At 74.5% G+C, this 20,052-nt stretch carries 20 protein-coding genes; 13 read left to right on the top strand and 7 right to left on the bottom strand.

Going from position 1 to position 20,052, the window contains the following annotated elements:
• Positions 1-7: 7 nt before the first annotated feature.
• Positions 8-991 (top strand): ABC transporter ATP-binding protein, encoded by a 984-nt coding sequence (locus J5Y05_RS18040; protein ID WP_210873639.1) that lies wholly within the window; start codon positions 8-10, stop codon positions 989-991.
• Entirely contained in the window at positions 984-2,186 is a 1,203-nt protein-coding gene (locus tag J5Y05_RS18035; RefSeq protein WP_247614823.1) for an ABC transporter ATP-binding protein, read from the top strand. The genes J5Y05_RS18040 and J5Y05_RS18035 overlap by 8 nt, the downstream gene beginning before the upstream one ends.
• Positions 2,187-2,484: 298 nt before the next feature.
• Here J5Y05_RS18035 and J5Y05_RS18030 read toward each other — a convergent pair whose 3' ends face one another.
• Entirely contained in the window at positions 2,485-4,626 is a 2,142-nt protein-coding gene (locus J5Y05_RS18030; RefSeq protein ID WP_210873637.1) for a S9 family peptidase, read from the bottom strand.
• A 201-nt stretch (positions 4,627-4,827) separates the two neighbouring features.
• Between J5Y05_RS18030 and J5Y05_RS18025 the strand changes: the two genes are divergently transcribed.
• The 4 genes from J5Y05_RS18025 to J5Y05_RS18010 all read left to right on the top strand — a co-directional run bounded on the left by J5Y05_RS18025 (position 4,828) and on the right by J5Y05_RS18010 (position 8,727).
• Entirely contained in the window at positions 4,828-5,022 is a 195-nt protein-coding gene (locus J5Y05_RS18025; protein WP_210873635.1) for a hypothetical protein, read from the top strand.
• A gap of 175 nt (positions 5,023-5,197) precedes the next feature.
• Positions 5,198-6,100, top strand: a complete 903-nt coding sequence (gene mshB / locus J5Y05_RS18020) for an N-acetyl-1-D-myo-inositol-2-amino-2-deoxy-alpha-D-glucopyranoside deacetylase (RefSeq protein WP_210873633.1) — start codon at positions 5,198-5,200, stop codon at positions 6,098-6,100.
• A complete protein-coding gene (locus J5Y05_RS18015) occupies positions 6,097-6,525 on the top strand; it encodes a DUF6113 family protein (protein WP_210873631.1) in 429 nt (142 codons plus the stop codon). Before mshB ends, J5Y05_RS18015 begins: the two co-directional genes overlap by 4 nt.
• Before the next feature lie 156 nt (positions 6,526-6,681).
• Entirely contained in the window at positions 6,682-8,727 is a 2,046-nt protein-coding gene (locus J5Y05_RS18010) for a hypothetical protein (protein ID WP_210873629.1), read from the top strand.
• A gap of 65 nt (positions 8,728-8,792) precedes the next feature.
• Here J5Y05_RS18010 and J5Y05_RS18005 read toward each other — a convergent pair whose 3' ends face one another.
• Positions 8,793-9,647 carry a transglutaminase family protein gene (locus J5Y05_RS18005; RefSeq protein WP_210873627.1) on the bottom strand — a complete coding sequence of 285 codons (855 nt, stop codon included), beginning with the start codon at positions 9,645-9,647 and terminating at the stop codon, positions 8,793-8,795.
• Positions 9,648-9,673: 26 nt separating this feature from the next.
• The gene (locus J5Y05_RS18000; RefSeq protein WP_210873624.1) at positions 9,674-10,687 is read right to left on the bottom strand and encodes a GNAT family N-acetyltransferase; all 1,014 of its coding nucleotides are present in this window, start codon (positions 10,685-10,687) and stop codon (positions 9,674-9,676) included.
• A 140-nt stretch (positions 10,688-10,827) separates the two neighbouring features.
• Between J5Y05_RS18000 and fdxA the strand changes: the two genes are divergently transcribed.
• The gene (gene fdxA, locus J5Y05_RS17995) at positions 10,828-11,145 is read left to right on the top strand and encodes a ferredoxin (RefSeq protein ID WP_005480604.1); all 318 of its coding nucleotides are present in this window, start codon (positions 10,828-10,830) and stop codon (positions 11,143-11,145) included.
• A gap of 124 nt (positions 11,146-11,269) precedes the next feature.
• Positions 11,270-12,364, top strand: coding sequence for a bifunctional succinyldiaminopimelate transaminase/glutamate-prephenate aminotransferase (locus tag J5Y05_RS17990; RefSeq protein ID WP_210873622.1), 1,095 nt, complete (start codon positions 11,270-11,272; stop codon positions 12,362-12,364).
• Between the two features lie 156 nt (positions 12,365-12,520).
• Here the strand turns inward: J5Y05_RS17990 and J5Y05_RS17985 are convergent, their stop codons facing one another.
• Both J5Y05_RS17985 and J5Y05_RS17980 read right to left on the bottom strand, forming a co-directional pair.
• On the bottom strand, positions 12,521-12,850 hold the full coding sequence (locus tag J5Y05_RS17985; protein WP_210873614.1) for an ATP-binding protein: 330 nt from the start codon (positions 12,848-12,850) through the stop codon (positions 12,521-12,523).
• A 355-nt stretch (positions 12,851-13,205) separates the two neighbouring features.
• Complete coding sequence (locus J5Y05_RS17980) at positions 13,206-14,366, bottom strand: VldE C-terminal domain-containing protein (RefSeq protein WP_210873612.1); 1,161 nt, start codon at positions 14,364-14,366, stop codon at positions 13,206-13,208.
• A gap of 104 nt (positions 14,367-14,470) precedes the next feature.
• On the opposite strand from J5Y05_RS17980, the gene dapE reads away from it, so the two are divergent.
• Positions 14,471-15,550 (top strand): succinyl-diaminopimelate desuccinylase, encoded by a 1,080-nt coding sequence (gene dapE, locus J5Y05_RS17975; RefSeq protein ID WP_210873610.1) that lies wholly within the window; start codon positions 14,471-14,473, stop codon positions 15,548-15,550.
• Between the two features lie 109 nt (positions 15,551-15,659).
• Entirely contained in the window at positions 15,660-16,418 is a 759-nt protein-coding gene (locus J5Y05_RS17970; protein ID WP_210873608.1) for an LOG family protein, read from the top strand.
• Between the two features lie 74 nt (positions 16,419-16,492).
• Here the strand turns inward: J5Y05_RS17970 and folP are convergent, their stop codons facing one another.
• Positions 16,493-17,353, bottom strand: coding sequence for a dihydropteroate synthase (gene folP, locus J5Y05_RS17965; protein ID WP_210873606.1), 861 nt, complete (start codon positions 17,351-17,353; stop codon positions 16,493-16,495).
• Between the two features lie 199 nt (positions 17,354-17,552).
• On the opposite strand from folP, the gene J5Y05_RS17960 reads away from it, so the two are divergent.
• Both J5Y05_RS17960 and J5Y05_RS17955 read left to right on the top strand, forming a co-directional pair.
• Entirely contained in the window at positions 17,553-17,921 is a 369-nt protein-coding gene (locus J5Y05_RS17960) for a DivIVA domain-containing protein (protein ID WP_210873802.1), read from the top strand.
• Positions 17,918-18,502 carry a DNA-3-methyladenine glycosylase I gene (locus J5Y05_RS17955; protein ID WP_210873604.1) on the top strand — a complete coding sequence of 195 codons (585 nt, stop codon included), beginning with the start codon at positions 17,918-17,920 and terminating at the stop codon, positions 18,500-18,502. The genes J5Y05_RS17960 and J5Y05_RS17955 overlap by 4 nt, the downstream gene beginning before the upstream one ends.
• A gap of 58 nt (positions 18,503-18,560) precedes the next feature.
• Here the strand turns inward: J5Y05_RS17955 and chcB are convergent, their stop codons facing one another.
• The gene (chcB, locus tag J5Y05_RS17950) at positions 18,561-19,364 is read right to left on the bottom strand and encodes a 2-cyclohexenylcarbonyl CoA isomerase (RefSeq protein WP_210873596.1); all 804 of its coding nucleotides are present in this window, start codon (positions 19,362-19,364) and stop codon (positions 18,561-18,563) included.
• A gap of 404 nt (positions 19,365-19,768) precedes the next feature.
• Between chcB and J5Y05_RS17945 the strand changes: the two genes are divergently transcribed.
• Positions 19,769-19,936 (top strand): DUF3117 domain-containing protein, encoded by a 168-nt coding sequence (locus J5Y05_RS17945; protein WP_003966491.1) that lies wholly within the window; start codon positions 19,769-19,771, stop codon positions 19,934-19,936.
• Positions 19,937-20,052: the final 116 nt, after the last annotated feature.

Below are 20,052 nucleotides of genomic sequence, written 5' to 3'. Positions count from 1 at the left end.
CCCCGCCATGCTGCTCGAAGTGCGTGACCTGCACGTGGAGTTCCGCACCCGGGACGGGGTCGCCAAGGCCGTCAACGGGGTCAGCTACGGCGTCGACGCGGGCGAGACCCTCGCCGTGCTCGGCGAGTCCGGCTCCGGCAAGTCCGTCACCGCCCAGACCATCATGGGCATCCTCGACACACCGCCCGGCAAGGTCACCGGCGGGCAGATCCTCTTCGAGGGCCGGGACTTGCTCACGCTGAAGGAGGAGGAGCGCCGCAAGGTGCGCGGCGCCGGGATGGCGATGATCTTCCAGGACGCGCTGTCCTCCCTCAACCCCGTGCTCACCGTCGGCGACCAGCTCGGCGAGATGTTCACCGTGCACCGCGGCATGTCCCGCAAGGACGCCCGCGCCAAGGCCGTCGAGCTGATGGACCGGGTGCGCATCCCGGGCGCCCGCGAGCGGGTGCGGCAGTACCCGCACCAGTTCTCCGGCGGCATGCGCCAGCGCATCATGATCGCCATGGCGATCGCCCTGGAGCCCCGGCTGGTCATCGCGGACGAGCCGACCACCGCCCTGGACGTCACGGTCCAGGCCCAGGTGATGGACCTGCTCGCGGAACTGCGCCGCGAGTACCGCATGGGGCTCATCCTCATCACCCACGACCTCGGCGTGGTCGCCGACGTGGCCGACCGGATCGCCGTGATGTACGCCGGGCGGATCGTGGAGACCGCCCCCGTCCACGACATCTACAAGGCGCCGGCCCACCCCTACACCCGGGGCCTGCTCGACTCCATCCCGCGCCTGGACCAGAAGGGCCGGCAGCTCTACGCCATCAAGGGCCTGCCGCCCAGCCTCACCCGCATCCCTCCCGGCTGCGCCTTCCACCCCCGGTGCCCCATGGCGCGGGACGTCTGCCGCACCGACGTGCCGCCGCTGTACGAGGTGACCGACGCGCCGTCCGAACGGGGCAGCGCCTGCCACTTCTGGAGGGAGTGCCTGCATGGCTGAGCCGATCCTGGAGGTGCGCGGGCTGGTCAAGCACTACCCGCTCACCACCGGCATCCTCTTCAAGAAGCAGGTCGGCGCGGTGAAGGCCGTCGACGGGGTCGACTTCCACCTGGACCGGGGCGAGACCCTCGGCATCGTCGGCGAGTCCGGCTGCGGCAAGTCCACGGTCGCCAAGATGCTGGTCAACCTGGAACGCCCGACGGCGGGGGAGATCCGGTACAAGGGCGAGGACATCACCCGGCTCTCCGGCCGCGCGCTCAAGGCCGTGCGCCGCAACATCCAGATGGTCTTCCAGGACCCCTACACCTCCCTCAACCCGCGTATGACGGTCGGCGACATCATCGGCGAGGCGTACGAGATCCACCCGGAGGCGGCGCCCAAGGGGGACCGCCGGGCGCGGGTGCGGGAACTGCTCGACGTGGTCGGCCTCAACCCCGAGTACATCAACCGTTATCCGCACCAGTTCTCCGGCGGACAGCGCCAGCGCATCGGCATCGCGCGCGGACTCGCCCTGCGCCCCGAGATCATCGTCGCGGACGAACCGGTCTCCGCCCTCGACGTCTCCGTGCAGGCGCAGGTGATCAACCTGATGGGGCGGCTCCAGGACGAGTTCGACCTCTCCTACCTCTTCATCGCCCACGACCTGTCGATCGTGCGGCACATCTCCGACCGGGTCGGGGTGATGTACCTCGGCCGCATCGTGGAGACCGGCCGCGACGCCGAGATCTACGACCACCCCACCCACCCGTACACCCAGGCGCTGCTGTCCGCCGTGCCGGTGCCCGACCCGGAGGCCCGGGAGCGCCGCGAGCGGATCATCCTGACGGGCGACGTGCCCTCGCCGACCAACATCCCCTCCGGCTGCCGCTTCCGCACCCGCTGCTGGAAGGCGCGGGAGCGCTGCGCGCTGGAGGTGCCGGCGCTGGCGGTGCCGGCCGAGTTCCGGTACGCGCGGGGGCCCGCGGCGCACGACTCGGCGTGCCACTTCGCGGAGGAGAAGCGGGTGGTGCCTCCGGCGGAGGAGGGGGCGGGGCCGGTGCAGGGGCCGTCTCCGGGGGAGGGGCCCTTCGCCGAGGGCGAAGGGCCCTCGGCGGGCGGGCCGGGGGCCTCCGAGGGGGAGGAACCCGGCACCGTGGGCCCGCGGCGGCGCGGGGCGCACCGGGAGGACGGCGAGGGCGGGGCGGACGGCGGCTGAGACGGCGCCACGGACGGGCACGGCGGGCCCTGGGGGCCGCCGTGGCGGCGGGTCCGGGGCGAGACACACCCGGGCCCGCCGAAGGCCGCCGTACGGCGCTACGCCGCCCCGCCGGGCGCGTCGCAACACGCCGACCGGCGCACGGGACGGCCCGGCCGCCGACACGCCGACACGCCGACACGCCCGGCCGTCCCCGGGCGGGCACCGCCGCCGACGCGCCCGCCGGTGCCCGTGTCCTACCGGGGAGACCGACACGCCCGCCGGTGTCCGCGCCCGCGCCGCGGAGACCGACCCGCCGTCACTCCCGTGCCGCGGGCCCCGTGACGCCGGCCAGGGAGCGCTTCAGGAAGTCCGCCTGGAGCAGCAGCAGGTTCTCGGCGACCGACTCCTGCGGGGTCATGTGCGTGACGCCGGACAGGGGCAGCACCTCGTGCGGACGGCCGGCCGCCAGCAGGGCGGAGGACAGGCGCAGCGAGTGGGCGACCACCACGTTGTCGTCGGCCAGCCCGTGGATGATCATCATGGGCCGGTGCGGCCCGGCCGCGTCGACCAGCCCCGCGTCGTCGACGAGCGAGTTGCGGCGGTAGACCTCGGGCCGTTCGCCCGGATCGCCGAGGTAGCGCTCCTGGTAGTGCGTGTCGTACAGGCGCAGGTCCGTCACCGGGGCGCCCACCACGGCCGCGTGGAAGACGTCCGGGCGGCGCAGCACCGCGAGGGCCGCGAGGTAGCCGCCGAAGGACCAGCCGCGGACGGCGACCCGCCCGAGGTCGAGCGGGAACCGTCCGGCGAGCGCCTGGAGCGCGTCCACCTGGTCCTGGAGCACGACGGCGGCCAGATCGTCCTTGACGGCCTTCTCCCAGGCGGGGGAGTGGCCCGGGGTGCCCCGGCCGTCGGCCACGACCACCGCGAAGCCCTGGTCGGCGAACCACTGCGAGGTCAGATGGGCGTTGTGGGCGGCGGCCACCCGCTGGCCGTGCGGGCCGCCGTAGGGGTCCATGAGGACGGGGAGAAGGGCGTCTCCGTGGTAGTCCGTGGGCAAAAGCACGGCGCACGGGACACGGCGTGCGCCCCCCTGGGTGAGCGTCACGCGCGGGGAGAAACCGGGACGTTCCGCATGTGAGGCGACCGTTGCGACGGGCTTTCCGTCGCGCAGCACCCGCGCCGTGCTCCCGGGCCGGCCGAGGGTCGCCGAGACGAGCACGCCCACCTCGCCCGCGCGCACGGCGGTGTGCACGCCGGGTTCCCGCGAGACGCGCTCCATGCCCAGTTCGTTGACCCGGTACACATGCACCTCGCCGGTCTCCGGATCGGCCGCGTCCGCCCCGGCGGAGGCCGACACCAGCACGTCCCGCTCGCCCACGTCCAGCACCGCGCGCAGGTGCAACTGCGAACCGGTCAGGGGCCGTTCACCCACCGCCAGCACCCGCGCCCCGCCCTCGTCGGCGATCCGCACGAGCTGTCCGGACGGGCTCCAGCACGGCACGCCGGGGAAAAGTTCCAGCCAATCCGGGTCTTCGTCCGCGTGCACCATCCGGGTCGTCCCCGAGGCGGTGTCCACGGCCAGGATCACCTGGCCGCGCTGGTCGCGCGCTTGTACGAGCAGCAGCGGCGCACCCGCCGCTGACCAGTGCACTCGCGCCAGATACGGGTAGCGCGCCCGGTCCCACAGGACCTCCGTACGCTCCCCGTCCAGCCCGATGAGGAACAGCCGTACGTCCGCGTTGGGGGTGCCCGCCGCCGGGTACGCCACCTGCTGCGGAGCGCGGTCGGGACGGGCCGGGTCGGAGATCCACCACCGCTGGACGGGGGTGTCGTCCACCCTTGCCACCAGCAGCCGGTCCGACTCCGGGGACCACCAGAAGCCCCGGCTGCGGCTCATCTCCTCGGCCGCGACGAACTCGGCGAGCCCGAACGTGACGCCCTCGCCGTCCGGTTCGGCCAGCGCCCGGTCGTCCTCGCCCTCGGCGCCCACCACCCGCAGGGCGCCCCGGGCGACATAGGCGATGTGCCGTCCGTCGGGAGCGGGCCGGGGGTCGACCACGGGGGAGGGAGTGCGCAGCTCACGGGCGGTGCCGGCACGCAGCTCGGCCGTGAAGAGCCGCCCCGACAGCGCGAAGGCGGCCAGCTCCACGGACCCGTCGGTGGCATAGCCGACGATGCCCGCGCCGCCCTCGCGGCTGCGTTCGCGCCGGGCCCGCTCCTCCGGGGAGAGGCGCTCCGCGGCGCCGCGCAGCAGGGTCGCCGGATCGGCCGCGGGGCGCTCGGTGCCGTCCGCGACGTCGAGGACCCACAGGGCCTGCGAGCGGTCCGTACCGGAGCCGGAACGCAGGAAGGCGACCCGTGAACCGTCGGGCGCCACGGTGAACGCCCGGGGCGTTCCGAGTGTGAACCGCTGGGTGCGGGCGTGCTGTCGGGGGAAGGTGCCGGACTCGGTCGTCATGCCCCGACCATATTGGCCATGCGCCCCCTTGTGCGGCCGTGCGCCGAGCGATGCGCGCGTACGGAAAGTTATGATCACTAGCGCATAGTGGGTATCAACCAGATGCCCGCTGTGTGGATTTATCTGCCCCCATGGTTCCGACTGTTCGACCCGACCGCGTCCGACCCCCCATGTCCCTGGGTTCTTTGGAGGTGAACCGCCGTGGCACTCTCGATTTCGGCGGTGGTGCTGCTGGCGATCATCGTCTTCCTGCTGATCAAGAAATCAGGACTGAAGGCCGGGCACGCGGTCGTCTGCATGCTGCTCGGCTTCTACCTGGCCTCCTCGACCGTCGCGCCCACGATCAGTGAGCTGACGACGAACATCGCGGGGATGATCGGCAACCTCAAGTTCTGACACCGGACCCCGTACGGTCGTCCGGCCCCGAGCCGCGCGGGCACCGCCGCGCCCCCGCGGCCCGGGGAGAGGGCACGGCGTCCGCTCCTCCCCGCCCCGCACCCGCGTACCCCGCCCGGTGCGGAGCGAGGGGACGGGCCCTCGCCCGGGGCAGGCGCCTCGTAGGCTGGTGCCCATGACGGAACCGCCCTCCCCCGACGTCCGGCCGGGGGCAGCCCCGCCCCGCCGTGCCCGGCGGCTGCTGCTGGTGCACGCGCACCCGGACGACGAGTCGATCAACAACGGCGTCACCATGGCCCGTTACGCGGCCGAGGGCGCCCACGTGACCCTGGTGACCTGCACCCTGGGCGAGCGGGGCGAGGTCATCCCGCCCGAGCTGGCCCACCTCGGCGGCGCCGCCCTCGGCGAACACCGGCTCGGCGAGCTGACCGCCGCGATGCGCGCCCTCGGCGTCGACGACTTCCGCCTCCTGGGCGGGCCGGGCCGGTACGCCGACTCCGGGATGATGGGCCTGCCCGACAACGACGACCCCGGCTGCCTCTGGCAGGCCGACGTCGACCAGGCCGCCGGCCTCCTCCTCGACGTCGTCCGCGAGGTCCGCCCGCAGGTCCTCGTCACCTACGACCCCGACGGCGGCTACGGCCACCCCGACCACATCCAGGCCCACCGCATCGCCATGCGCGCCGCGGAACTCGCCGCCGCGGAAGGCCACCCGATCGCGAAGGTCTACTGGAACCGCGTCCCCCGCTCCACCGCCGAGTCCGCCTTCGCCCGCCTGCGCGAGGAGCTGCCGGGCCTCCCCTTCGCCGAGGCGGCGGGCGTCCGGGACGTGCCCGGCGTCGTCGACGACGAGCGGATCACCACCGAGATCCGCGGCGAGGGCACCGCCCCGGCCGCCAAGGCCGCCGCGATGCGCGCCCACGCCACCCAGATCGAGGTCGCCGGGGAGTTCTTCGCCCTCTCCAACGAGCTGGCCCAGCCCCTCTTCACCACCGAGTACTACGAACTGGTGCGCGGCGAGCGCACCGGCGCCGGCCGCGAGGACGACCTCTTCGCCGGGATCGGGGAGACACCGTGAGCGAGCGCGACCGCCGCCCCGCGCCCACCCCGGCACTCGCCCAGCCGCTGCGCCTGCCCTCCGCCGGGCGGGCCCTGATCCACTTTGGGCTCCTTCTCCTCGGCGCGGTCACCGGCGTCGCCGGGGCGCTGGTGCAGCCGGGCTGGTTCCCCGGCGGGCTGCTGCTCGCGCTGGCCGCCGAGGCCGGCCTCTGCCTCGGCGCGGGCCGGGCCACCGGCAGCCGGGCGGGGGCCGCGGTGCCCGCCGTGGGCTGGGCCGTCGCCGTCATCCTGCTCACCACCAGCCGCCCGGAAGGCGACTTCCTCTTCGCCGCCGGCGCCGCCTCCTACGTCTTCCTCCTGGGCGGCCTCGCGGTGGCTGTGATGTGCGCCACCCTGGCGCCGGTACGGCAACCGGACGGCGACTCCGCCCGACTTGGGAAGTGACGTACCGGTTCGCCGGGGCGCGGGCGTGGGAGTCGGGTGCGGGTTTCCCCAGCGGCCCGGCGAGAGGGGCCGGAAGCGGCCAGTATGGTGGTGCGCGCCGCCGAGCCGCCCGCTTTCAGGTGTGATGGGCGGCGGAGCCAATCGGGAGAACCTGCCTTGAGTCGAGAAACTGACAGTCCATCCTCCGGGCCCCACGGGCGTGGCGGAGCCGCGTACCCTTCGGGCACTCCGCCCTACGGGACACCCACGGCTCCCGACGCCGGTCAGGACGCGGGCCGTTCGGCCAAGCGTCCGGAGGACCGCAAGACGGAGACGACGCTGACGACCCGTATCCGGATCAACATCCCCGGATCGCGGCCCATTCCGCCGGTCGTCGTGCGCAAGACCGTCGCCGACGCCGACGCGGCGGGCGGCGAGCCGGAGCAGGCCGAGCGGACCGCGCCGAGTCTCCCGGCGCCGCCCGTCCCGCAGGCTCCCGCCGAACCCGCGCAACCGGCCCCGCCCGCCGAGGAGAAGCCGACCAGCGACTGGTTCGCGCCCCGCAAGTCGGCTCCCGGCAAGGGTCCTCAAGGCGGCGGCTCCGCCAACGGCGCAGGTCAGCAGGGTGGTTCGGGCGCTCCGGGGGCCACCGGTTCCGGCTCCGCGGGCGCGGGCGGCACCTTGGGCGGCACGCGGCCGGGCAGCGGGAGCAGCCGCCCCGCCGGCGTGGTCGGCGGCATGAGCGTGACCGGCGGCGGCGCGCGGACCGGCTCCCCGAGCGGACCCGGCCTGTCCGGCGCGACCGGCGGACCCGTGGCTCCCGGGCACGGCGGCGGCACCGGCTCCTTCGACGTCACCGAGGCGCTGGCCGGCCCCTCGGCGGGCGCCGCGCGTCCGGGTGCCCCGGGCACCGGCGAACCGCGCCGCGACGACCCGTACTTCCCCGAGAACGGCCACGACACCCGGGACGCCTTCGGCGCCCCGCCGCGGCCGGGCGGTGAGGGCCCCGGCACCGGTTCCGTGCCGCGCGTCCCCGGCGCCGGGCTCAGCGACGACACCGCCGTCCTCACCCCGCAGCATCAGGCGGCCTCCGCGCAGCCCGGCCCCTTCGGCAACCCGGGCAACGTCTCCGGCGACACCCTCACCAGCGGCGTCCCCTTCGTCCCCGGCGACAAGGGCGTCTCGTACCAGGACCTGTTCCCGGACGAGCCCGCCACCGGCGGGCCCCCGAGGCCGCCCGCGCAGGCGCAGCCCGCGCCCGGCCCCGCCAAGCCCGCCAAGAAGGGCCGCAGCAAGCTCGCCCTGCTCGGCGTCGGCGTGTTCCTGGTCGGCGGCATCGCCTACGGCGCGGGCCTGCTGATGAACCGCTCCGACGTGCCCAAGGGCACCACCGTGCTCGGCGTCGACATCGGCGGCGGCACCCGCGACGACGCCGTCGAGAAGCTCGACTCCGCCTTCGGGGACCGCACCGGCAAGCCGCTCAAGCTCATCGTGGACGGGCAGACCGTCTCGCTCAAGCCCGACCAGGCGGGGCTCCAGTTCGACACCCAGGCCACCGCCAGCGCCGCCGCCCGCAGCGACTACAACCCGGTCTCCGTGATCGGCTCCCTCTTCGGCAACCAGCGCGTCGTCGAACCGTCGATGCCCGTCGACGAGGAGAAGCTGCAAGCCGCCCTGACCAGCGCGGCCGGCGGCGCCGGCTCGATGACCGAGGGCTCGATCCGCTTCGAGTCCGGCAAGGTCGTCCCGGTCTACGGCAAGGCGGGCAAAGGCATCGACGTCGCCGGGTCCGCCCAGGCGATCGAGCGCGCCTACCGCGCCCAGGTCGAGAGCGGCGCCTCCGACCCGGTGAAGGTCCCGACCACCGCCCGGCAGCCCACGGTCTCCGACGCCGAGGTCGACCGGATGGTGAAGGAGTTCGCCCAGCCCGCGATGTCCGGCCTCGTCACCGTGCAGTCCGACGCCACGCACACGATCGCCTTCAGCCCCGCCAACTCGCTGTGGAAGTTCCTCGGCGTCAAGGCGCAGAACGGCAAGCTGGTCGAGTACTACGACCAGGCCGCCCTCAAGGAGCTGTACGGCGACACCTTCGACGGCGTCCTGGTCAACCGCGCCACCGGCGAGAAGACCCCGGTCACCGTCCAGGACGTGATCAGCGCCCTGCGCCCGGCGCTCAAGAGCACCGACAACCGCGTCGGCGTCATCGACACCGACCCGAGCTGACCCACCGCGCCGAAGGGGGCGCCCGGCACACACGCCGGGCGCCCCCTTCGCCGTACCCGCCCGGCTCAGTTGAGCAGCGCCCGCGCGGCGCGCGCCTCCGCCCGTACGCCCTCGGCGGCCTCCTCGTCGACGGCGGCGGCCACCTCCGCGTACTCCTCCAGCTCCGCCGCCCCGGCGGCGAACTCGCCGCGCAGCACCAGCAGCCGGGCCCGCTCGTGGCGCAGCCGCGCCGGATGGGCGGGCAGCGCCAGGGCCAGGTCGACCGCCCACAGCGCCACGTCGGAGCGCTCCGGACGCGCCGCCGCCCAGGCCCGGACGTTGTTCAGGACGCGGGCGACGACGTCCAGCGGCGCCGCCGGTTCGAGCATCGCGGCACGGAGCGGCCCGCCGGTCGCCCCGGCCACCAGCGCGTGCGCGTCCTTCCCCGAGAGCACCCGGCCCCCGGCGAACGGATCGGCCAGCACCGGTTCCTCGGCGAGGCCGAAGCCGACGACGAAGTGACCGGGCAGCGCCACCCCGTACACCGGGGCGCCCGCCCGCCGGGCCACCTCCAGCCACACCACCGACAGCAGGATCGGCAGCCCCCGCCGGCGCCGCACCACCTCGTGCAGCAGCGACGACTCCAGCCGCCCGTAGTCCGCGGGCACGCCACCGAAGCCGTACCGCCCGCCCAGCAGCTCGCGCAGGGCCGCCGCCCAGGCGTGCGGGCCGCCCGGCCGGTAGGGCAGCTCACCGGCGAGCCGGTCCAGCTCCACCTGCGCGGCGTCGAGCCCCGCCTCGTCCAGCGTCCCGTCCGCCACCGCGCCCACCAGCAGGCACAGCACCGACAGATCGGGCCGCTCGGAGCGGGCCTCCTCGGCGAACCGGCGCCGCAGCTCCCCGGAGCGTTCCGGGGGCGGCGGCTGGGGGTGGTGGCGCATGGGCCCTCGCTGTCCTTCCACGGCGCTCAGCGCCGCCCCGCCCCGGCGTCGCGGGGCTCGCGGTAATGGTGGTACGCGTGGTGCGCGGCGAAGCCCAGCCCGGCGTAGAGCGCCCGCGCCGCCTCGTTGTCCGTCTCCACCTGGAGCCACGCCGCCGACGCGCCCTCGTCGAGCGCCCGCCCGGCGAGCGCGGCCAGTACCTCGGTGGCGAGCCCGCGGCGGCGCAGGGCCGGGTCCACCTCGACCGCCGAGAAGGACGCCCAGCGGCCGTCCACGACACACCGGCCGATCGCGGCCGGCGCCGCGCCCTCGCCGGGCAGCGACGCGAACCACACCGACGGTCCGCTGCCGAGCACCCGCAGCGCCACCTCGCTCAGCCCCTTGCGCTGGTACCGCCCCAGCCAGGCCGCGTCCGCCGTCCGGGAGAGCGACACGCCGGAGCCGTCGGCCCGGTCGGCGACCGGGGCGAGCGCGCCGGTCCACAGCTCGGCCGTCACCTCCCGCGTCCAGCCGCGCCGCTCCAGCTCCGCCGCGAGCATCTCCTGCGTGCCCTCGGCGCCGGACGCGGTCTGGAGGTGGGCGGGGAGCCCGCGCGCGCCGTACCAGCGCCGTACGGCGGCCAGCGCCTCGTCGAGGGGGAGGCCCGGATCGCCCAGCGGAAGCACCGAGTTGGCCCGCCGGGTGAAGCCCGCCGCGGCCCGCAGCTCCCAGTCGCCGAGCCGTTCGGCCTCGACCGGCCGCCAGGCACGCGCGGAGACCCGCGCCAGCTCCTCGTACGAGGCGGCGGGGCCGCGTCTGCGGGCCGGGGCGGGGGGCACCACCTTGCCCGCGACCAGGGAGGATTCGGCGATATGGACGACCTCACCACTCTTCCGTGTGATCAGCAGCACGCCATCGTCCCATGATGTGAGAACACCGAGTGTGTCGGTGAACTTCCCCTCGGTGGCGCCGGGCTCGCTCAGACGTCGCACGGAGACGCGTTTCCCCACGTCAGCAGCGGTGATACGGACCTCCAGACGCCCGGCGGCGGATATTTCCACTGGTCGGTTCACCCCTCCTGTTCGGATCATGCCTCGGAACGGAGATACTAGGGGCGGGCATCGACGACGCCGCGCTCCCGCGCGCCAGGCGGCGGAGCCTGAGGAGGCCCGCCAGCGCCCAATCGAGGAGGAACGACAGCGTGACCTACGTCATCGCGCAGCCTTGTGTCGACGTGAAGGACAAGGCGTGCATCGAGGAGTGCCCGGTCGACTGCATCTACGAGGGCCAGCGGTCCTTGTACATCCACCCGGACGAATGCGTCGACTGTGGTGCCTGTGAGCCGGTCTGCCCGGTCGAGGCGATCTTCTACGAGGACGACACTCCCGAGGAGTGGAAGGACTACTACAAGGCGAACGTCGAGTTCTTCGACGAGCTCGGCTCGCCCGGCGGCGCCAGCAAGCTGGGACTGATCGAGCGCGACCACCCCTTCGTCGCCGCGCTGCCGCCGCAGGCGTAACCCCCGCGAGCCCGGCCGCACGTCCGCGCCGCCTCGGTCCCGTACGGCCCGATCGTCCGATCGCCGCACGGGACCGAGGCGTTTGCCGTCCGGCGGCGTGTCCGCAGCAGAAAGTGAGCTCCCCGTGTCCGCAGTCTCCGACCGACTCCCCGATTTCCCCTGGGACCGGCTCGCGCCGTACAAGGCGACGGCCGCCGCCCACCCGGACGGCATCGTCGACCTCTCCGTCGGCACCCCCGTCGACCCGGTGCCCGAACAGGTCCAGAAGGCGCTGATCGCCGCGGCCGACTCGCCGGGCTACCCGACGGTGTGGGGCACCCCCGAGCTGCGCGACGCGATCACCGGCTGGGTGGGCCGCAGGCTGGGCGCCCGGGGCATCACCCACCGCCACGTGCTGCCCGTCGTCGGCTCCAAGGAACTCGTCGCCTGGCTCCCGACCCAGCTCGGCCTCGGCCCCGGCGACCGGGTCGCCTTCCCGCGCCTGGCCTACCCCACCTACGAGGTCGGCGCCCGCCTCGCCCGCGCGGGCTACGAGGCGTACGACGACCCGACCGAGCTGGACCCGGACGGTCTCAAGCTGCTGTGGCTCAACTCCCCGTCCAACCCGACGGGCCGGGTCCTCTCCAAGCCGGAGCTGACCCGGATCGTCGCCTGGGCCCGCAAGCACGGCGTCCTGGTCGTCTCCGACGAGTGCTACCTGGAGCTGGGCTGGGAGGCCGACCCGGTCTCCGTGCTGCACCCGGACGTCAGCGGCGGCTCCTGCGAGGGACTCGTCGCCGTCCACTCCCTCTCCAAGCGGTCCAACCTCGCGGGCTACCGCGCGGCCTTCCTCGCCGGCGACCCGGAGGTGCTCGGCCCGCTGCTGGAGATCCGCAAGCACGGCGGCATGATGACCCCGGCGCCGACCCAGGCGGCCGTGGTGGCGGCCCTCGGCGACGACGAGCACGTCCGCGTCCAGCGAGAGCGCTACGCCGCCCGCCGCGCCGCCCTGCGCGAGGCGCTGCTCGGCCACGGCTTCCGTATCGAGCACAGCGAGGCGAGCCTCTACCTGTGGGCGACACGCGGGGAATCCTGCTGGGAGACGGTGTCCCATCTGGCCGAACACGGCATCCTGGTGGCGCCCGGCGACTTCTACGGGCCGGCCGGCGCGAACTTCGTACGGGTCGCCTTCACCGCGACCGACGAGCGGGTCCGGGCGGCCGTCGACCGGCTGCGCTGAGGCGCCGGGACGGGCCGGGAGGCCGCCGCGCCGAGGTGTCGGGACCGGCCGGTGGCCCGCCGCGCCGAGGGCGCGTCCCCCGGCCGCGCGGGACGGCCGCGCACAGCACGACGGGGCCCGGGAGACCCCGGACCCCGTCGTCGCGTCCCGGCCGGGTCAGCCGAGCGGCAGCCCGTCCACCGGCAGGACGCCGGCCGCCGGCAGCCCGCCCTTCGCCGCACCGCCGACCAGGTCCCCGGCCGCCGGCGCCGCGCTGTCGACCACCGTGCCGCCGGCCTGGCCCGCGACCCCGGTGACGTTCTGGGCGGTGTCCTCGACGGTGCCGCCGACGTTCGCCGTGTCCAGCGCGGTCAGCCCGCCGAGGGACGGGGTGGCCGGCAGAGCGGGAGCCGCGCCGGCGGAGCCGGCCGCACCGACCCCGGCGGCGGCTCCGGCGGCGACGAGCAGCGCGGCACGGGCGATCCGGCGGGTCAGGGGGAGGGACATGATGCTCCTTCGACGGAGTGAACGGTGAGTGTTCCGCCCGCTCCCGGCGCGAGATCGACCGGGGTCGGACGCCGTGACTACCGCTCGACGAGGCCGAAGGTTGCGGCGGCCCGAGGTAAAGAGTTGGCAATGCGTCGCATTATCGGGTGCGCTGACAAGCGGGTGGGGCGCCCCCTTTCAGGGGGCGCGTGACCCCATGAGAGCCCTGCGTACGCGCCGTTTTCGCGCCCCCCGGGGTGACGGCGCGGCAACGCGCCCGGCCCGCTCCACCCGTGGGGGTGAAGACAACTCCCGCGAGTGAGAGGCCGTACGGCTGCCCGAACGCCCGCCGTGGGGGCCCGAAGGCCCCCGCTGCTCAGCGGGGCGCGGAGGTGATGCGGACCGCCCCCGGTCCCGGCTCCGCGCCCTGGGCGCCGCCGCCCGCCGCGGCCCGCCACTTGCTGTCGGTGTTCCCCGCGGTCCACACCCGGCCCGCGTAGGAGACCTGCTCGATGTGGAGCGCCGAGGCGTTGGCCACCGCCCAGTGCGCGAACTGCCAGCCGCGCTGCTCCGGCCGGTCCTCGCCGTCCCCGCCCCGAGTGCCGGTGCCGGGCGCCACCGGCACCGTGACGGTCCGCCCGGAGGAGCCCTTGGCGGCCTCCTCGGTCAGGGCCTCGTCCAGCGGGACCGGCTCGGCGGAGGCGGCGGGCGCGGACGTGCCGGCCGGCTTCTCCCCGGGCGCGTCGGAGGCGTCGGGGACGGCGGGGACGCCCGCGCCGTCGGGGGCCTGCGGGGCCGGGGTGCCGTCCGCCGGGGCGGCGGCCGGGCCGGTCGCCGCGCCCGTGGGCGACGGAGCCGTGCCGGCCACCGCGTCCGCCGGCCGGAGCACCGCGCGCCCGAAGTCCCGCACCAGCGCGGCGCGGACCGCGTCCGGGCCCTTGGTCCGGGTCGGCGCGGGCTGCCCCTGGCAGGTCAGCGTCGCCGCGGACCGCCCGGTCAGCGCGGCGGCCAGCAGCGTGGCGTCCGGCTCGTGCTTGGCGTACGCCTGCGGGAAGCCGCTGCGCTGCACGCGCTGCGCCGCCACGGTCAGCGGCAGGCGCGTGTACCCGGGCACCTCGACCAGGTGGTCGTAGAACATGCCCGCCGAGTACGCCGGGTCCATGATCTCCTCCGGCGTGCCCCAGCCCTGCGAGGGCCGTTGCTGGAAGAGGCCGACCGAGTCGCGGTCGCCGTAGTCGATGTTGCGCAGGGCGGACTCCTGCAAGGCGGTCGCCAGCGCGATGGTCACCGCGCGCTCGGGCAGGTTGCGGGCGGTGCCGACGGCGGTGATGGTCGCCGCGTTCACCGCCTGCTCGGGGGTGAACACGTAGGTCGCCCCGTCGTCGTCGCCCGAGACGACCTTGCAGCCGGGAACGCCCGCGCCACCGGTGACGTACTGCACCGCCAGGTAGCCGGCGACCGCGAGCAGGACCATGAAGGATGACCCGAAACGGAGAAGACGGCCCCGGCGTTTGCGGGTTGAGGACGGCTGAAGCACGCGTCCAAGGTACTGGAGAGTCACGGGGCCCAAGTGACGGGTACGACCAACGGGGCACCGGGCGGAGGGACCTCCGCCGGTTTCGCCGGGTTAGGGTCGAGACCATGGCCGATACCCCGCTTGACCTCACTCTGGACGCCGCGGAGCTGACCGCGCGCCTCGTCGACTTCCCGTCCGAGAGCGGCAGCGAGAAGCCCCTCGCGGACGCGATCGAGGGCGCCCTCGCCGCCCTGCCGCACCTGAGGGTCGACCGGTACGGCAACAACGTCGTCGCCCGCACGGACCTCGGCCGCGCCGAGCGCGTGATCCTGGCCGGCCACATCGACACCGTCCCCATCGCCGGCAACGTCCCCTCCAGGCTGGACGAGGACGGCGTGCTGTGGGGGTGCGGCACCTGCGACATGAAGGCGGGCGTCGCCGTCCAACTGCGGATCGCCGCCACCGTCCCGGCGCCCAACCGCGACCTGACCTTCGTCTTCTACGACAACGAGGAGGTCGCCGCCGAGCTGAACGGCCTGAGGCACGTGGCGCGGGCCCACCCCGAGTGGCTGGCCGGCGACTTCGCGGTGCTCCTCGAACCCTCCGACGGCGAGGTCGAGGGCGGCTGCCAGGGCACGCTGCGGGTGCTGCTGAAGACGGCGGGGGAGCGGGCCCACTCCGCGCGCTCCTGGATGGGCTCCAACGCCATCCACGCCGCCGCCCCCATCCTCGCCCGCCTCGCCGCCTACGAACCGCGCAGCCCGGTCGTCGACGGGCTGGAGTACCGCGAGGGCCTGAACGCCGTCGGCATCTCGGGCGGGGTCGCGGGCAACGTCATCCCCGACGAGTGCGTGGTCACCGTCAACTTCCGCTACGCCCCCGACCGCACCGAGGAGGAGGCCCTGGACCACGTCCGCGAGGTCTTCGAGGGGTGCGGCGTGACGGAGTTCGTCGTCGACGACCACAGCGGGGCGGCCCGGCCCGGACTGAACCACCCGGCCGCCGCCGCCTTCGTCGAGGCCGTGGGCGGCACCCCGCGGCCCAAGTACGGCTGGACCGACGTGTCCCGCTTCTCCGCGCTCGGCGTCCCGGCCGTCAACTACGGTCCCGGCAACCCCCACCTGGCGCACAAGCGCGACGAACGCGTCGAGACCGCCAAGATCCTGGCCGGCGAGGAGCGCCTGCGCTCCTGGCTCACCGCCTGACCGGCCGGCGTGTTTACCCGGCTGCGCGGCGGACATGCTGAGGTCCCCCGTACGTAACCCGCGTGGATCTACGCTGACCTGGAACAACCCGCACACGGAGGGAGCGCATATGGCGACAGGCAACCCGGAGGGCAAGAAGCAGCCACCGGACGAACAGCGCCTGGGTCCCGTCCTGCGGCGGCGCGGCCAGGTGCAGCGCAGCACCACGGATCAGCGCCTGCTGGACGAGCGCGCGCCGACGGACTGGGTCCACACCGACCCCTGGCGCGTCCTGCGCATCCAGTCGGAGTTCATCGAGGGCTTCGGCACGCTCGCCGAACTCCCGCCCGCCATCAGCGTGTTCGGCTCCGCCCGGACCGCGGTGGACGCACCGGAGTACGAGACCGGGGTGCGGCTCGGCCGCGGCCTGGTGGAGGCCGGTTTCGCGGTCATCACCGGCGGCGGCCCCGGCGTCATGGAGGCGGCCAACAAGGGCGCCCTCGAAGCGAAGGGCGTCTCCGTCGGGCTCGGCATCGAGCTGCCCTTCGAGCAGGGGCTCAACCCCTACGTCGACATCGGGCTGAACTTCCGGTACTTCTTCGTCCGCAAGATGATGTTCGTCAAGTACGCGCAGGGCTTCGTGGTCCTGCCCGGCGGGCTCGGCACCCTGGACGAACTCTTCGAGGCGCTCACCCTGGTGCAGACCCAGAAGGTGACCCGCTTCCCCATCGTCCTCTTCGGCGAGCAGTACTGGGGCGGACTGGTCGACTGGCTCCGCGACACCCTGGTCGCCCAGGGCAAGGCGGCGGAGAAGGACCTGCTCCTGTTCCACCTCACCGACGACGTGGAAGAGGCGGTCGCCCTCGTCTCCAAGGAAGCGGGCCGCTAGGCAGGGAGCGGGAGCACCGGCAGCACCGCCCGGCGGGCCGGGGACGCCCGTACAGGCGCCCCCGGCCCGGGGTCCTAGGCGAGCCCCCGGCGGGCCACCGCCGGGGCGCGGTGGCCCGCGATGGACGCCACCATCTCCAGCACCTGCCGGGTCTCCGCCACCTCGTGCACCCGGTACACCCGCGCCCCCAGCCACGCCGACACCGCCGTCGTCGCCAGCGTGCCGAGGAGCCGTTCCTTCACCGGCCGGTCCAGCGTCTCCCCGACGAAGTCCTTGTTCGACAGCGACACCAGCACCGGCCACCCGGTCTCCGCCATCTCCCCGAGCCGCCGCGTCGCCTCCAGGCTGTGCCGGGTGTTCTTCCCGAAGTCGTGCCCCGGGTCGATCATCACCGACTCCCGCGGCACCCCCAGCGCCACCGCCCGCTCGGCCAGCCCCACCGTGACCCGCAGGATGTCGGCCATCACGTCCTCGTACGCCACCCGGTGCGGACGCGTGCGCGGCAGCGCGCCCCCGGTGTGGGTGCACACCAGCCCCGCCCCGTACCGCGCGGCGACCTCCGCCAGCTTCGGGTCGGCGCCGCCCCACGCGTCGTTCAGCACGTCCGCGCCCGCCTCGCACACGGCCTCGCCGACCTCGTGCCGCCAGGTGTCCACGCTGATCACGGCGTCCGGAAAACGCCGCCGCACCTCCGCGACGAAGCCCACGGTGCGCCGCGCCTCCTCGCGCGCCGACACCTCCTCGCCGGGACCGGCCTTCACCCCGCCGATGTCGATGATCCCCGCGCCCTCGGCCACCGCCCGCTCCACGCGGGCCAGCGCCGGCTCGTCGAGGAAGGTCGCCCCCTGGTCGTAGAAAGAGTCCGGGGTCCGGTTCACGATCGCCATGATCACCGGCTCGTGCGCCGCGAATTCGCGCCTGCCCAGTCTGAGCATCCCCTGTGACATCTCCTCGCCCTACCGTTCTCACGTCCCGCTTTTCGACCGCGCGCGGCCCGACTGTCAGACTCGCATGGCACGATCGGACCCGGTACAACCGACTCCGATCCAACCAGCCGATGCGATCCACCCGCCGGTGCGGTCCATCCCACCCACGCGTTCGCACGCGCCCGATCCGGCCATGGGGGCCCCAGCGATGGTCATGTTCCTCTTCCTCGTCGTCGCGCTCACGGTCGTGGTCGCCGCGGTGACCCTCGCCGTGGTGAGCGGCGGCGACAGCGGACCGTTGCCCGAGGCCGCCCCCGAGCGGCTGCACGACGCCCTGCCCCCGGACCGGCCGGTGGCCCGCGGCGACGTGGAGCGGCTGCGCTTCCCCCTCGTCGTCCGTGGGTACCGCATGACCGACGTCGACGACGCCCTCGGCCGGCTCGGCGCCGAACTGGCCGAGCGCGACGCCCGCATCGCCGACCTGGAGTCCGCCCTCGCCGGGGCCCGCGCCGCCGGCGTGCCCGAGCGGGACGACCGGTCCGGAGCGCCCGGCCCGAGCGGCGGGGAGGAGCGGTGAGCGGCGGCGAGGCCGTCACCGGCCCCGACGGGGTGCCGCGCTGCCCCTGGGCGCTGTCCACCGCGGAGTACGTGACCTACCACGACGAGGAGTGGGGCCGCCCCGTCCACGGCGACGACGCCCTCTTCGAACGGCTCAGCCTGGAGGCGTTCCAGTCCGGGCTCTCCTGGATCACGATCCTGCGCCGCCGCCCCGGCTTCCGCGCCGCCTTCGCCGGCTTCTCCATCGCCCGGGTGGCCGCCTTCGGCGACGAGGACCGCGAGCGCCTGCTCGCCGACGCGGGCATCATCCGCAACCGCGCCAAGATCGACGCGACCCTCGCCAACGCCCGCGAGCTGGCCGGCTGGGACCCGGGCGAGCTGGACGCGCTGATCTGGTCCCACGCCCCCGACCCGGCGACCCGTCCCGTCCCCAAGAGCCTCGCCGACGTGGCCGCCGTCACCCCGGAGTCGACGGCGCTGTCCAAGGCCCTCAAGCGGCGCGGCCTGCGCTTCGTCGGCCCGACCACGGCCCACGCGCTGATGCAGGCATGCGGCCTGGTCGACGACCACCTCGCCGGCTGCGCGGCGCGGCGGGCCTGACCCCGGGCCGCGCGGCGCGTCCGAGGTCAGGCCCCGGGCCGCGCGGTGCGGCCGGGGCTCAGCGCCCGAGGTAGACCGGCTTCTCCTTGCGCACGAAGGCCCGCACGGCGATCGCGTGGTCCTCGGAGGTGCCCGCCCGGGTCTGGAGCTCGTCCTCCTTCTCCAGCGTCTCGCCGAGCGAGTGCGCCATCCCGTAGGCGATCGACTCCTTGAGCGCCGCGTACGCCACCGTCGGCCCCTGCGCGAGCGCCCGCGCCGTCCGCTCCGCCTCGGCGCGCAGCTCGGCGGCCGGCACCACCCGGGTGGCGATGCCCAGCTCGTACGCCTCCCGGGCGTCGATGGCGCGCGGGAAGAGCAGCAGGTCGGTGGCGCGGCCGGGGCCGACCACGCGGGGCAGCGTCCAGGAGACGCCGGAGTCGGCGGTGAGGGCGACCCCCGCGAAGGACGTGGTGAACTTCGCCGTGTCCGCGACGATCCGGACGTCCGCCGCGAGCGCGAAGCCGAGGCCGGCCCCGGCCGCCACCCCGTTCACCGCGACGACCACCGGCTTCGGGGCCTCCACCAGCGCCCGGACGATCGGGTTGTAGTGCTCGCGCACCGTGCTCATGGTGTCGCCGGAGCCCCGCTCCCGGTCGGCGGTGAGCAGCTCGACGTGCTCCTTGAGGTCCTGGCCGACGCAGAACGCCCGGTCCCCGGCCGCGGTCAGCAGCACCGCCCGCACGGCGTCGTCCGCCGCCGCGGACCGTACCGCCTCCCGGAGCGCGACCTTGGTCTCGACGTCCATCGCGTTCATCGCCTCGGGGCGGTTCAGCGTGATCGTCGCGAGCCCGTCGCTCACCTCGTAGAGCACGGTGTCGGCCATGACTGTCCCTCCGCGTCGCGGTCAGTGGACGTGGCGGGGGGCGGACGGAACGGTGCGCCGTACCCGCCGGTACGTCCGGGTCTGCTGCACAGCATGACGGAGATCACGGCCGCCGGGCCCGCGCCGGGATGTGACCTGCGTCAAAGAACGCGGGTGTGCGGACATTCGGCGGGAGTGGGCGCGAGCGCGCAGTATCGCAGTCACATCGCCGAATTGAGTGGTTTTGCTCGCGTGCGTTGCGCAAGCGATGCCGACTGATGTTGGTCATCGGGTCCAGGGATGCGGGATAATGGCCGGGAAGCAATGTGTTCGATGCCGGTGTCGTGCGTCCTCGGTCGGACCGCGCGTGCCCTTCAGGGGCCGTCGGCTGTGACGGTGAGCTGGTATCAGGAAGGGGAACGAGCATGGCGGCCATGAAGCCGCGGACGGGTGATGGCCCGCTCGAGGTGACCAAGGAGGGGCGGGGCATCGTCATGCGCGTTCCGCTCGAAGGCGGCGGTCGACTCGTCGTCGAGCTGACCCCCGACGAGGCCGACGCGCTCGGCGACGCCCTCAAGAAGGTCGTCGGCTGACGCGGACGGCCCTGCCCGTCGAATCGCCCCGGTGCCGCCTCGGTGCCGGGGTGATGCCATTCCCGGCAGTACCTGCATTCCCGCGCCCCGCGTGCCCCTCCCGTTTCCCACGGGGG

It is taken from the genome of Streptomyces tagetis (assembly GCF_018069565.1).
Lineage (GTDB): Bacteria > Actinomycetota > Actinomycetes > Streptomycetales > Streptomycetaceae > Streptomyces > Streptomyces tagetis.
The sequence above is the reverse complement of the archived record's forward strand: the minus strand, read 5'-3'. Positions and strand labels throughout refer to the sequence as shown.

Coding starts and splice junctions, on each gene's coding strand:
- chcB (WP_210873596.1), bottom strand. CDS start 19,364: ATGGCCGACACCGTGCTCTACGAGGTGAGCGACGGGCTCGCGACGATC.
- J5Y05_RS18030 (WP_210873637.1), bottom strand. CDS start 4,626: ATGACGACCGAGTCCGGCACCTTCCCCCGACAGCACGCCCGCACCCAG.
- J5Y05_RS17960 (WP_210873802.1), top strand. CDS start 17,553: ATGGTCATGTTCCTCTTCCTCGTCGTCGCGCTCACGGTCGTGGTCGCC.
- J5Y05_RS17970 (WP_210873608.1), top strand. CDS start 15,660: ATGGCGACAGGCAACCCGGAGGGCAAGAAGCAGCCACCGGACGAACAG.
- J5Y05_RS18040 (WP_210873639.1), top strand. CDS start 8: ATGCTGCTCGAAGTGCGTGACCTGCACGTGGAGTTCCGCACCCGGGAC.
- J5Y05_RS17945 (WP_003966491.1), top strand. CDS start 19,769: ATGGCGGCCATGAAGCCGCGGACGGGTGATGGCCCGCTCGAGGTGACC.
- J5Y05_RS18035 (WP_247614823.1), top strand. CDS start 984: ATGGCTGAGCCGATCCTGGAGGTGCGCGGGCTGGTCAAGCACTACCCG.
- J5Y05_RS18005 (WP_210873627.1), bottom strand. CDS start 9,647: ATGCGCCACCACCCCCAGCCGCCGCCCCCGGAACGCTCCGGGGAGCTG.
- folP (WP_210873606.1), bottom strand. CDS start 17,353: ATGCTCAGACTGGGCAGGCGCGAATTCGCGGCGCACGAGCCGGTGATC.
- dapE (WP_210873610.1), top strand. CDS start 14,471: ATGGCCGATACCCCGCTTGACCTCACTCTGGACGCCGCGGAGCTGACC.
- mshB (WP_210873633.1), top strand. CDS start 5,198: ATGACGGAACCGCCCTCCCCCGACGTCCGGCCGGGGGCAGCCCCGCCC.
- J5Y05_RS17985 (WP_210873614.1), bottom strand. CDS start 12,850: ATGTCCCTCCCCCTGACCCGCCGGATCGCCCGTGCCGCGCTGCTCGTC.